Annotated in this window: 13 protein-coding genes; 11 read left to right on the top strand and 2 right to left on the bottom strand. The window is 51.6% G+C overall.

What is annotated here, in order from left to right; translation table 11 throughout:
• Nucleotide 1 precedes the first annotated feature (1 nt).
• The 6 genes from VNQ80_RS06280 to VNQ80_RS06255 all read left to right on the top strand — a co-directional run bounded on the left by VNQ80_RS06280 (nt 2) and on the right by VNQ80_RS06255 (nt 6790).
• Nucleotides 2-631 carry a hypothetical protein gene (locus VNQ80_RS06280; protein WP_325636609.1) on the top strand — a complete coding sequence of 210 codons (630 nt, stop codon included), beginning with the start codon at nt 2-4 and terminating at the stop codon, nt 629-631.
• Nucleotides 624-878, top strand: coding sequence for a phosphopantetheine-binding protein (locus VNQ80_RS06275; protein ID WP_325636608.1), 255 nt, complete (start codon nt 624-626; stop codon nt 876-878). Before VNQ80_RS06280 ends, VNQ80_RS06275 begins: the two co-directional genes overlap by 8 nt.
• Nucleotides 875-2083 (top strand): beta-ketoacyl-[acyl-carrier-protein] synthase family protein, encoded by a 1209-nt coding sequence (locus VNQ80_RS06270; RefSeq protein ID WP_325636607.1) that lies wholly within the window; start codon nt 875-877, stop codon nt 2081-2083. Before VNQ80_RS06275 ends, VNQ80_RS06270 begins: the two co-directional genes overlap by 4 nt.
• Complete coding sequence (locus tag VNQ80_RS06265) at nt 2076-3143, top strand: beta-ketoacyl synthase chain length factor (RefSeq protein WP_325636606.1); 1068 nt, start codon at nt 2076-2078, stop codon at nt 3141-3143. Before VNQ80_RS06270 ends, VNQ80_RS06265 begins: the two co-directional genes overlap by 8 nt.
• Nucleotides 3144-3369: 226 nt before the next feature.
• Complete coding sequence (locus VNQ80_RS06260; RefSeq protein ID WP_325636605.1) at nt 3370-4704, top strand: pitrilysin family protein; 1335 nt, start codon at nt 3370-3372, stop codon at nt 4702-4704.
• Nucleotides 4705-4744: 40 nt separating this feature from the next.
• Nucleotides 4745-6790: a pitrilysin family protein gene (locus VNQ80_RS06255; RefSeq protein ID WP_325636604.1), complete on the top strand. Its 2046-nt coding sequence runs from the start codon at nt 4745-4747 to the stop codon at nt 6788-6790.
• Nucleotides 6791-6800: 10 nt separating this feature from the next.
• Here VNQ80_RS06255 and VNQ80_RS06250 read toward each other — a convergent pair whose 3' ends face one another.
• Entirely contained in the window at nt 6801-7322 is a 522-nt protein-coding gene (locus VNQ80_RS06250) for an NAD(P)H-dependent oxidoreductase (protein ID WP_325636603.1), read from the bottom strand.
• 125 nt (nt 7323-7447) lie between these two features.
• Between VNQ80_RS06250 and VNQ80_RS06245 the strand changes: the two genes are divergently transcribed.
• The 5 genes from VNQ80_RS06245 (at nt 7448) to lepB (ending at nt 12313) form a co-directional block, all read left to right on the top strand.
• The gene (locus VNQ80_RS06245; protein WP_325636602.1) at nt 7448-8245 is read left to right on the top strand and encodes an AAA family ATPase; all 798 of its coding nucleotides are present in this window, start codon (nt 7448-7450) and stop codon (nt 8243-8245) included.
• Nucleotides 8246-8251: 6 nt separating this feature from the next.
• Entirely contained in the window at nt 8252-9175 is a 924-nt protein-coding gene (locus tag VNQ80_RS06240) for a ParB/RepB/Spo0J family partition protein (RefSeq protein ID WP_325636601.1), read from the top strand.
• Nucleotides 9175-9915, top strand: a complete 741-nt coding sequence (locus VNQ80_RS06235) for a DUF5683 domain-containing protein (RefSeq protein ID WP_325636600.1) — start codon at nt 9175-9177, stop codon at nt 9913-9915. Before VNQ80_RS06240 ends, VNQ80_RS06235 begins: the two co-directional genes overlap by 1 nt.
• Nucleotides 9916-9998: 83 nt before the next feature.
• Complete coding sequence (dapB, locus tag VNQ80_RS06230) at nt 9999-10742, top strand: 4-hydroxy-tetrahydrodipicolinate reductase (protein ID WP_325636599.1); 744 nt, start codon at nt 9999-10001, stop codon at nt 10740-10742.
• Nucleotides 10743-10891: 149 nt separating this feature from the next.
• The gene (lepB, locus tag VNQ80_RS06225; protein ID WP_325636598.1) at nt 10892-12313 is read left to right on the top strand and encodes a signal peptidase I; all 1422 of its coding nucleotides are present in this window, start codon (nt 10892-10894) and stop codon (nt 12311-12313) included.
• 22 nt (nt 12314-12335) lie between these two features.
• On the opposite strand, the gene VNQ80_RS06220 is transcribed toward lepB, so the two are convergent.
• The gene (locus VNQ80_RS06220) at nt 12336-13052 is read right to left on the bottom strand and encodes a pyridoxine 5'-phosphate synthase (protein ID WP_325636597.1); all 717 of its coding nucleotides are present in this window, start codon (nt 13050-13052) and stop codon (nt 12336-12338) included.
• Nucleotides 13053-13084: the final 32 nt, after the last annotated feature.

Here is a 13084-nt window from a genome sequence, read left to right as displayed (position 1 = left end):
CATGGGAAAACAGGAATACCGTATCCAGACCTATTGCACCATACGCAGTCGCTCCATCCGCGTGAACGGCAATCGCTTTTTCGATGCCGAGCCGTCAACACCACTGGGCGACTTCCTCAAAGCCGCTTATCGGGAGCTGGCCGTCGACTACCCGAAATTCCATAAGATGGACGGCCTGTGCAAAGCGATTTTCATCGCGGCAGAGCTCATCGCACGAGAATCGGGGCCGTACGAGCGGCATACGGCACTCTTATTCGCCAACCGGTCATCCAGCTATTTATCCGATAACCGCCATGCCCACGATATTTTCCATGCGGACAACCCGGTGGCCAGCCCGGCAACATTCGTCTATACATTGCCCAATATTGCCCTGGGCGAAATCAGCATCCGCCACCAATTGCAAAGCGAGAATGTTTTCTTTATTTTTGACCACTATTTGCCCGAGTTTATGGTGCCGTATACAAATGCGACATTGGAAGATAGCCAACCCAACGGGGGCAGTGCCCTCTGTGGATGGGCAGAAGTAACGGAAGAGACGTGTGACCTGTTGTTGTACCGTATTGGCACATCGGGTCAGCTAACGCATAGTGTGGAGCAATTGAAAAGATTATACAACGAAGAAGATGAGTGAACTGACACAAGAGTTAAAAGCTAAAATCATTGCACAATTGAATCTGGAGGATCTGACCGTCGCTGATTTAGACGACCATACCCCACTGTTCGGCGATGGCCTCGGACTGGATTCCATCGATGCGCTGGAGCTCATCGTGATGCTCGACAAAAGCTATGGCATCAAACTTTCGGACCCGAAGGAAGGCCGGAAAGTCTTTGAAACCATCCAAACCATGGCCGATTTTATCGAGGCCAACCGAACATGAACGCACCCGCCCGGATTGCTATCATCGGGATGGGAGCCATCTCCGCCATCGGTGAAGACGTATCGTCCAATCACCAATCGCTACGTACATCCAGCCCGGGGATAGGCCCGATCCGGCACTTGGACACCCCCCACCGGGGCAGGCTCCTCGTCGGCGAGGTGGATATCGCCAACGACGAACTGGCCGAACGGCTGGAAATCCCTGCCAATGAAGCTTACACACGCAGTACGTTGCTCGCCCTACTGGCAGCCAGGGAAGCAACCGCCGGAATCGACCTGGGCGACGGTAATCGGACGGGACTCATCTCTGCCACCACTGTAGGTGGTATGGATGCCACCGAGCGGTATTATGACGATTATTTGGTATCCGAAACGCATCGGCATTTTATTCCTACGCACCCATGTGGGTATTCCACCGAACAGATGGCCCGCTACCTCGGCGTAACCGACTTTGTGACTACCATCAGTACCGCCTGCTCGTCGGCGGCCAATGCCATCATGCTGGGCGCCCGGATGATCAGGGCCGGGTTACTGGACCGTGCTATCGTGGGTGGCACGGACTGCCTTTCGCGCTTTACCGTCAATGGGTTCAATTCCCTGATGATTTATACCGATGGCTATTGCCGTCCATTCGACGAGCACCGCAGCGGGTTGAATCTTGGCGAAGCAGCAGCATACTTGGTACTGGAGCGCTCGGAACCGGCGGCACGGCAATCGAAAACGCCTATGGCCTATCTTTCCGGCTACGGTCACGCAAACGACGCGTTCCATCAGACCGCCTCATCGGAAGACGGCGAAGGTGCCTATCTCGCCATGAAGCAAGCACTGGAAGTCGCCGGATTGGAGGCCAGTGCCATAGACTATATCAACGCCCACGGTACGGCCACGCCCAATAATGACCTTGCCGAAGGGCAGGCATTACTCCGTATTTTTGGCAACGTCCAGTCCATTCCACCGTTCAGTTCCACGAAAGCCTTTACCGGCCATACACTCGCAGCAGCAGGAGCGATTGAGGCGGTTTTCTCTGTCTTGGCTTTACAGCACCAGGAGATATTCGCTAACCTGAACTTCTCGCACCCTATCGCAGCGCTTGGCATCGTGCCCCAGACCACACTGCTTTCAACAGCAATCAACCACGTGCTATCCAATTCGTTCGGATTCGGGGGTAACTGTAGCTCCCTGTTATTTTCAAGCGCCCATGATTGAGCCCATCTATATCCATGGCAAGGGCGGTATTTCCATCCAGCCAACCACCGAACCCGACTATTTTTTTGATCGCATACTGCCGTACACGCAAAACCCGATACCCGCCTGCGATCCGGATTACAAAGCACTGATTCCGCCGCTGCAACTGCGGCGCATGAATAAAAGCATGCGGATGGCCATTTTCACATCGCAATTGGCCCTGCAAGAAGCTAACCGCACAACGGTCGACGCCGTCATTACCGGATCGGGATTGGGCTGCCTCCGCGATTCAGAGCGCTTTGTGGAGGCGCTGTTGGCCGATGAACGGCAAGCCCTGAATCCGACGCCATTTATCCAGTCCACACACAACATGGCGGCAGCAGCCATCGCACTAGCGCTCAAATGCAAAGGCTATAACATGACTTATATCAACAATGCCAATTCATTTGAATCGGCACTGCTGGACGGGATGGTTTACCTGAGCGAGCATCCCGATGACACCATCTTATTGGGAGCTGTGGATGAACTTGGCGAGCGGACTACCGAATTCTGGAACATCGCCGAATACCTCAAGCACGATGCGCCTGCCATACCAACGCCTTTACCTTTAAGAGCTGCTGCCGCACCAGGTGAAATCGCAGCAGAGGGGGCTACATTTTTCGTGGCCTCACGGCAGCCCGGGGCATCGGCCATTGGTAAAGTCACCGCCGTGGAGACCTGCCTCGAAGCCGATAACCCAACGACTTTTGTGAGCCGGTTCCTGCAAAAGAACGGGTTGGATGCACCGGCCATCGATGCCGTGCTCTTGGGGTATAACGGCGACTCACGTTACGACGACAGCTACCGGACCGTCGCGCAGGCGTTGTTCGCAGAAACACCTTGCGTCGGATTCAAACACGTCTTGGGCGAATTCGACACGGTTATTGCCGCCGCGCTGGCACTGGCATTGCAGATTCTCAACAAGCAACGCATCCCCGCGACCGTCCAATTGAGCGGACCACAACCGCAGGAGCTCACTCGTCTGCTTATCTATACCCAGCGGCGTGGAAAAAACCACGGAGTGATGCTGGTAGAGCGCTGATTCACATGGCAAACCCCGGATTATAAGTGGCCGATAGATGGCTACCGGGTGGATTGACTAGGAGTAAAACCTGAGTTTACACGAAAATTGTAACAACCTATACCGTTTCTCATCCAAGAATGGTAAACTTGTAATGTATTTCATTTTCATCGCCTTCTGTGCCAGACGCTGACATGGCAGGTTTCATCAATACATCTGTAAATTACTGTTAACATCGTATAGCACAATGAATAAAATCTTAATCCTCTCCGCATTCTTGGGCGTATCGCTCTGTATAGGCAGCGTAGCCATAGCCCAGAATCGCATCGAATTCAAGGAATTCGAGCTTGACAATGGCCTGACCGTGTTGATGCACCGGGACAATACCACACCAATCGTGGCCGTATCGGTGATGTACCACGTCGGTTCCAAAAACGAAAATCCCGAGCGTACGGGTTTTGCCCATTTTTTTGAGCACCTGCTCTTCGAAGGCACCAAAAATATCGGCCGGGGTGAGTACATGAAAAAAATCGAATCCATTGGCGGTACGCTCAATGCGTATACCTCAAACGACGTGACCTATTACCACGAAGTGGTGCCGGCAAACTATCTCGAAACCGCCTTATACATGGAAAGCGAGCGGATGCTGCACGCCAAAATCGATACGGTGGGTGTAGAAACCCAGCGTAACGTGGTGAAAGAGGAAATGCGCCAGCGGATAGACAATCAGCCTTATGGCACCATCCTGCAGGAAACCTTCAAACGTACCCATCTGGTACATCCCTACAAATGGCCGGTAATCGGCTCACTGGACCACCTGAATGCTGCGACACTCGACGAATTCATGCAGTTTTACAATACCTATTACGTGCCGAACAACGCTGTACTGTCTATTGCCGGTGACATTGACTACGACCAAACGGAGGAATGGATACGGAAATATTTCACCGAGATTCCGGTAAGCATCGGCACCATCAACCGACCGACAGTGACGGAGCCCCGGCGCACGGAAGAGACCCGCGATATCGTATATGACAATATCCAACTTCCAGCCGTTATCCAAGCCTATAACCTTCCTCCAAAAAAGCATCAAGACAGCCATGCATTGAGCATGCTCTCCACCTACCTTACCGGTGGGAAAAGTTCGCTCCTAACCAAAGAGGTGGTTGACAAGCAACAGAAAGCAGTCGCCGTAGCCGCATTCCCGTTAGACCTGGAAGATGGTGGGGTATTCTTACTATACGGGATTGCCAACATGGGGATTTCAGCAGATTCACTGGAACACGCCATCGACCAACAATTGGCCAAAGTGATTGCCAACGGCATATCGGAAGACGATTTCCAAAAGCTAAAGGCACAGGTTGAAAACGCCGTGGTCAGCCGTCATGCTTCTGTAGCCGGAATAGCCGAAAGCTTGGCCGAAGCAAAAACTTTTTTTGGCGATGCTGACGAGGTGAACCGGGAAATGGAAAAATACAACGAGGTATCGCGCGCCGATATCCAGCGCGTAGCCCAGGAATATTTGGGTAAAGACGGCCGGGTGGTCCTCTACTACCTGCCTAAACCCGCCGATAGCGAATAATCACCCAAACGCTTGAACGATGACGATAAATAAGATAACGATGAATAAGACCAGCATATTTCTCTTCGTGGCCCTCTGCAGCGTGGCAACTGCCGTTGCACAGGTAGACCGCAGCAAATACCCGGAGCCTGGGCCCGCTCCGCAGATCAACATCGGCAATCCCGCCACCTTCACATTGCCCAACGGCCTGAAGGTATTCGTGGTGGAAAACCACAAGCTTCCCCGCGTGACATACTCATTGGTATTAGACCGCGACCCAATTCTAGAAGGCGACAAAGCAGGGCTTACCTCCTTCGTGGGCGAGATGCTGATGGGCGGTACCACAACCCGGAGCAAAGACGAGCTCGACGAAGCCATTGACCGTATCGGCGGCCGCATCAGTGCATCATCCACTTCGGCAAATGCCTCGTCACTGAAAAAGTACAACGGCCAATTGCTTGACCTGTTCGCTGACGTACTGTTCAACCCGGTTTTCCCACCATCCGAATTGGATAAACTGAAAAAGCAAGCAATTTCGGGCTTGGCCGCAGCCAAGGAAGATCCAAACAGCATCGTAACGGTGGTCCGGAACGCCGTGATGTATGGCAAAGACCACCCCTACGGCGAGACGGAAACGGAAAAGACCGTGGAAAATGTGCAAGTGGACGATATCAAAAGCTATTATAACAGCTATTTCAAACCGAATATCGCCTACCTTGCTATTGTGGGCGACATCACCGTGTCGGAAGCCAAAGCGCTCGTTGAAAAGTACTTCTCGGATTGGGAAAGGGGCGACGTACCCAAGCATGAGTGGCCTACACCAAAAGCACCGAGCGCAAACAAGGTGGTGTTGGTAAACCGGCCGGCAAGCGCCCAATCCGTCATCAATGTTGGATATCCCCTTGCATTGAAGCCCAACAACCCCGATGTCATTGCCGTGTCGGTGGTAGCAGAGATTTTAGGGGGTGGTGCTTCATCAAGGCTTTTCCAGAACCTGCGTGAGGATAAAGGGTATACCTATGGCGCTTATGGTAGCATCAGCCCGGACGAACTGGTGGCGAGGTTAAACACCAGCGCCAGTGTACGTAATGCCGTAACGGATAGCGCCACGCAGGAGTTCATCCACGAGCTGAACAGCATGGGTGAACATACGGTTACCCAAAATGAGCTCGATCTGGCCAAGGCATCCTTGGCAGGTAGCTTCGGCCGGTCGTTAGAGCAGCCGTCCACCATTGCCCGATTTGCCATCAATACCGAGTTGCAAAAGCTACCCAAGGACTATTACCAAAACTACCTGAAAAACCTGGATGCCTTGACGCTCGACCAGGTCAATACCACCGCCGCCAAGTACGTCCATGCCGACAATCTACAGATTACCATTGTGGGTAAAACCGACGATTTTGCCGATCAGATGGCGCGTTTTGGCGATGTACAGTATTACACGGTTACCGGCGACCCGGAAGTGAAGGCAGCTATCACCGATGCCAGTGTAACGGCAGAAGGCGTGGTAGCGAAATACCTCCAAGCCATCGGTGGCAAGGAGAAACTGGCAGCAGTGAACACCATCAAGAAAGTGGGCGAAGCGGAAATCCAGGGGATGACGCTAACCATCGAAACAGTGGTTGATAAGCACAAGGGCATAGCGGTGCAAAGCACGAAACTTGGCCCACAGGTGCTGTCTAAGGTTGTCGTTACGCCCGATCGCGTAACGATGACTGCGCAGGGACAATCGCAAGAGCTGCCAGCGGAAGCCGCAACGATCTACCAGTCGTTATTAGAGATCTTCCCCGAACTCGCTTATACTACGGGTGGTGCCACACTTGAACTGGATGGCATTTCCAAAGTAAACGACGAAGATGCCTACAAAATGAAGGTGAGCCAAGGCTCAAATACATCCATTGCTTACTTTAGCGTAGCCTCGGGCCTGAAGCTGAAAACGGAGAGCGAATTATCGGGCGAAATGACCATCGAAAATTACGGGACTTATGATGGCATCCAACTGCCCGAAACGGTGTCCATGGTAAGCAAAATGATGCCCATGCCGTTGAAAGTGGTAACCAAAACCGTAGTCATCAATGGCGAGATCAGTGATGAGGAATTGAAATAAGGAAGGAAACTTAAAACCGAACGAATTCGTCGATCTGTTCGTTGGTAAATCGCAGGGTATCCTCCCGATAGAGGTTGCCCCGGTCATCGAGTTCCTGGAAGATATGTGGAATATGGATGCGTAGTGGCAGCACCTGCAAACGCACGTAATGGCATACACCCGTAAAATGGTCAACCCCACGCACATTTCCGTATTTGCCACTGGATAGCCCCACCAACGCCGCTTTCTTGTTGAAAAAGCTACTGGGGAACTGGCACGCATCAACAAAGGTCTTCAATATCCCCGGAAAGCTGCCGTTATACTCGGGGATGATAAAAATAAATTTTTCCGTCGCCGTGATAAGGTCTTGGAAGGGCTGGAACGAGATACTGCGGCTTTTATACATGTCGGCTGTGATAAAATCAGCCGATAAATCGGCGAGGGAGAGAATATGCGAGTCTACCCGTCGCTCCGTAAGTTTTTGCTGATAATAATGAGCAAGTTTAAACGTATTACTATGTGGGCGATTCGTACCGGATATGATGGTTATCATAATGGATTAAATTAAAAAAGCGTATCTTAGCCCGTCGCTTTCGCAGCTGCTAAAATGCCCAAAAGTACGAATTAATGCCTACTTTTGGGGTGCGAAACAAAAAGAGCGCTAATTTTTCATCACCCATGGGTAAAATCATTGCAATAGCTAATCAAAAAGGGGGGGTGGGTAAGACAACTACCTCCATTAACTTGGCAGCCAGTTTGGCCGTGCTGGAATATAAGACGTTGTTAGTAGATGCAGACCCGCAGGCCAACTCTACGTCCGGTATCGGTTTTGATCCCCGCACGGTTAAAGCCAGTGTGTATGAATGCCTGGTCAATGACCTTAGTCCGCGCGAAGCCATCCAACATACGGACACCCCCTATCTTGATTTGCTTCCGGCTCACATCGATCTGGTAGGTGCCGAGATCGAGATGATCAACCTGCATGAAAGGGAATACAAAATGCGGGGTATTTTGAACGAGGTAAAGGATGAGTATGACTTCATCGTGATTGATTGCTCGCCCTCACTGGGCCTCATCACCATCAACGCACTATCGGCTTCCGACTCGGTCATCATCCCCGTGCAATGCGAATATTTCGCCCTTGAAGGATTGGGCAAACTACTCAATACCATTAAAATTGTACAGAACAGGCTCAATACCGCTTTGGAGATTGAAGGTATCCTCCTAACCATGTACGACGTGCGGCTGCGACTTTCCAACCAGGTGGTTGAAGAAGTACGCACACATTTCAATGACCTTGTATTTGACACCATTATCCAGCGCAACACACGATTGAGTGAAGCCCCAAGCTTTGGCATTGCCGTAATCATGCACGATGCGAATTGCAAAGGGGCCATAAACTACCTGAACCTGGCACGGGAAATCCTTGAGAAAAACAACCTCCATAAAGAAGAAACAGCACAAGTAAGCGTATAGTAAACCATGGCAGCACAACAACGGAAAATAGGTTTGGGTAAGGGATTAAGTGCATTGCTTGACAACTCGGAAGAGGTAACGCATCGACCCGCCGACAACAAGGGAGTGGGCGATGTGAAAGAACAGCGAATACCGGCCGGCGTCAGTCCGGTTCCTATTTCCCAAATCGCCGTCAATCCATTCCAGCCACGTACGGATTTCGATGAGGAAGCATTGCGTGAACTGGCCGACTCGATCAAACTCCAGGGACTTATACAGCCGATTACCCTGCGCCAGACGGAACGGGGAACTTACCAGCTTATCAGCGGTGAGCGCCGCCTCCGTGCAGCCAAACTTGCCGGCCTAAGTGAAATACCGGCTTATGTGCGCACAGCCAACGACCAACAGATGCTGGAGATGGCGCTCATTGAAAACATCCAGCGTGAAAATCTCAATGCCATTGAAGTTGCGTTAAGTTTTCAGCGGATGATTGAAGAATGTAACCTGAGGCAGGAAGAACTCGGCGAGCGCGTGAGTAAAAATCGGTCTACCGTAACCAATTACCTTCGGCTGTTAAAGCTGCCGCCCGTCATACAGGCAGCCATCCGCGATGGGCAACTGAGCATGGGCCATGCACGGGCGCTCATTAACGTACCTGAAATCGACAAACAGCTGTATATCTTCCGTGAGATTGTAAAAAAAGGACTTTCCGTAAGGAAAACAGAGGAATTGGTACGCGATATGCAACAGCGAACCCAGCAGGGTACGGCCAAAAACACGCGGACCACGCCGTTGTCTTTTCAATACCAAAAGGTGGAAGACGACTTGGCATCGAAATTTTCGACGCGAGTGCGCCTGAAAGCCCTGGATAAAAAGGGCAGGGGGGCTATTGAGATTCCCTTCCACTCTGAAGACGACCTAAACCGGATTCTCGAATTATTGGACTGGTGATGAATCGACTGCTTATCATCTTGCTGTTCGCTTGGGGGATGTCCGTCGGCACGGCCCGTGCACAGGAGCCTGACAGCCTTCAGCGTGATAGCATCACAACGCCCGTAGATAGTGTAGCCGCGGCAGCAACGGACACCACTGCCAACGAAACCCGAAGGGAGCGGCGGCAACGGGAAAAACGCGAGCGGGAAGCAGCCGAACAGGAGCAGGTGGTATTCAAGGATTCTGCCCGGCTGGCCCTGGAAGCCATGTCCAACCGCCCCTGGAAGCAATCGCTGATGGTACCCGGCTGGGGGCAGATTACCAATGGCGGTTGGTGGTGGTTAAAAGTGCCGGTAATCTATGGCGGATTTGTTAGCGCTGTACTGGTCTTCGAATTCAATAACCGATATTACCACGATATCCTATCGGAAGTGCAATACCGTATTAACAACAACCACGCAATCCCGCCGAATACAAAATATCCACAACTCGGAACAGGCAGCCAAATCACGGACTATATGATCAATGCGAAGGACTATTACCGGCGAAACCGTGACCTTACCGTACTGGTTACGCTGGGGTGGTGGGGGCTCCAGGCCGTGGAAGCCTACGTGAACTCCATGCTCAAAAACCGGTGGGAAATCAATGATGACTTGGCATTCAGCATTGCCCCTACCCTATTGGCTAGCCCCGGCTCGTCATGGGCGTACCAATCCCAACCCTATACCATCGGCGTGAAGATAGGGGTAAGGTTTTAGGGACGAGGCAATAGACTTACGACATAAAACTAACAACATAAAACTAACGACATACGACTAACCACATAAGACTTACGACTAATATGAACATCGCATTACTTGGATACGGCAAAATGGGGCAGCTTATCGAACGCTTCGCCCAAAAACGCGGGCACCACATCCACCTGATTGTGGATGAAAATAACCGCGAGGACATCGTAGCAGGCGACTTGAGCGGTGCCGATGTGGCCATCGATTTCAGCAGGCCCGAAGCCGCGGTAGCGAACATTGATTTATGTTTTGCGGCCGGTGTGCCCATTGTTGTCGGCACCACCGGTTGGTATGGCCAATTGGAAGATGTAAAAAAAAGATGCTTAGCCGGTAACAATACGCTACTCTATGGCTCTAATTTCAGTATTGGGGTCAATGTATTTTTCCATATCAACAAATTGCTGGCCGCCGCGATGAATCCTTACAAACAGTATGACGTACAGGTGGAGGAAATTCACCATACCCAGAAGCTAGATGCACCGAGCGGTACGGCAATCACCATTGCTGACGGTATTATCGACCACAACGACGGCAAGACCGAATGGATAAACAACCTTATCGGTGATGGAGCCGAAGCCGTTCCAAAAGCGCACGAGTTGCTCATCGAGAGCCACCGTATCGATGAGGTTCCCGGCACCCATACGGTACTCTATAGTTCGGAGGTCGACCAGCTCGAATTTAAACATACGGCCCATAGCCGTGCCGGTTTTGCGCTGGGTGCCGTAGTCGCTGCCGAATGGGTGCAGGGCCGGACCGGATTTTACCAAGTGACCGAAATGTTTAACTTTCATCTATAATAACTTGTTCTTCAGCGGCAGATGAGAGATCGATAAACTTGTCTTATATGCCGCCTATGTAAACTTGCATATAAAAGCAAGTTTATCTAAGTTTGGCGGGCACATATAACAGGACGTTAAGATAATAATTGTATACAGAACAAAAACCCATGGGATATATCGTTTTTGCCATCATCCTCATCCTTGTCCATTTTGGGCTTTGGAAGCTCTTCGTAAAAGCCGGTCGCCAAGGCTGGGAGTCACTGATACCCATCTACCGCGAATATGTAATCACCAAAATAACCGGACATCCTGGATGGTGGATCGCACTATTACTCATCCCAATCGTCAATATCTTCATCTTTTATGGATTATACCTCGATCTGGTCAAAAGCTTTGGCAAGCGTCGGTTTTGGGAATATGCCGCCACGGTATTAATTCCCTTCGTGGTGCTCCCGTGGTGGGGCAACGACCCGAAAGTAGTGTATCTTGGCCAGTCGGCCACCGCTGAGTTCAAGGAGAAGTATCCCTACAAAAAATCCGTAGGTCGCGAGTGGGCAGATGCCATTGTATTTGCCGTCGTGGCTGCTACGCTGATCAGGGGGTTCCTCATTGAGGCCTATATGATCCCTACGGGCTCTATGGAGAAAAGTTTGTTGGTGGGAGACTTCCTTTTTGTGAGCAAACTGAACTACGGCCCCCGGGTACCGATGACCCCGGTAGCCTTCCCCTTTGCACACCACACCATGCCGCTCGTCGGCGGTAAAGCCTACTGGGAGGGCCTGAAAATCGGATACCATAGATTACCCGGATTCCAAGAGATTGAGCGCAATGACGTTGTCGTTTTCAACTATCCGATGGAAGCTGACGCACCGTTCAACCGGCCTATCGATAAACGGGAAAACTACATCAAGCGCGCCGTGGGTATCCCTGGCGACACCATTTCGCTGCGCGGAGCAAACCTGTACATCAATGGGGAGCCCGGGTTCGAACCGCCGCACAGCCAGATGGACTATTATGTGTATACCGATGGTACCGGACTGAATCCGCAGCGATTATTGGACATGCGCATCGACTACGACCCATATGCCCGTGAACCCTACCGGCTTTTCCTCACGGAAGAGGCGTATGAAGAAGTAAAAAACTGGGCGAATGTTACCAAAATCGTCCCTAATATCCGGCACCAAGACACCAATGAACCCGGTGTGTTCCCGAATAATTCACTGTACCATTGGAATATTGATAACTTCGGCCCACTGATTATCCCGAAGAATGGGTGGACGGTGAGCCTGGATAGCCTAACGATGCCGCTCTACGAGCGCGTCATCCGCGTGTATGAAGGCAATGAACTGGAAAGCCGCGGCGACGGCATCTACCTCAACGGCACCAAGGCCGACAGTTACACCTTCAAAATGAATTACTACTGGATGATGGGCGACAACCGCCACAACTCGGAAGATGCGCGCGCATGGGGCTTTGTGCCAGAAGATCATATTGTGGGCAAAGCACTGTTCGTATGGCTTAGCTGGGATAAAGACGGTTCCTTCTTCGACAAGATACGGTGGGAGCGGATTTTTATGGGTATCAAATAGCTTGGCGAAGCGGTATCCGCTGCTACCGCAACTGCTCCTTATACCGCCTAATGGTTTCTTCCAGCCCAAGGTACAATGCGTCGGCAATCAATGCGTGGCCGATGCTCACTTCCAATAAGCCGGGTATATGCTGGTTGAAGTACCGCAAGTTATGCAAATCGAGGTCGTGACCGGCATTAAGCCCCAAGCCCACCTGCTGGGCCACTTTCGCCGCTTCGAGGTAAGGTGCCAAGGCACGCTCCGGGTTATCCGTGTAGTCGCGCGCGTAAGCCTCGGTATACAATTCCACACGGTCGGCACCTGTTTCGGCTGCAGCTTCCACCATGGCAGGGTCGGCATCCACAAAAATAGAAACGCGGATACCTTCGCCTTTAAACAGCGCACACATATCTTGCAGGTACGACCGATGTTTAACCGTATCCCATCCGTGGTTCGACGTAATCTGCCCCGGATCGTCGGGAACCAACGTGACCTGTGCGGGTTGAGCATCCAACACCAGCCGCACAAACTTCTCCTCGCGGCTATTCCCCTCGATGTTCAATTCAGTATGGATGGCCGTCTTTAAATCAAATACATCCTGATAACGGATATGCCGCTCATCCGGCCGGGGGTGCACCGTGATGCCCTGCGCGCCAAACCGTTCGCACGCCAGTGCGGCTTCCAGTACGTTGGGATTATTGCCGCCTCGCGAATTGCGGAGCGTTGCGATTTTATTGATATTGACAGAAAGTCTAGCCATGGTGATCGTGCTTTAGTTAACAAAGATAGAAA

The organism is Parapedobacter sp., from assembly GCF_035556095.1.
Taxonomy (GTDB): domain Bacteria; phylum Bacteroidota; class Bacteroidia; order Sphingobacteriales; family Sphingobacteriaceae; genus Parapedobacter.
Note: the sequence above shows the minus strand (reverse complement) of the source record. Positions and strands in the feature narration are given on the sequence as shown.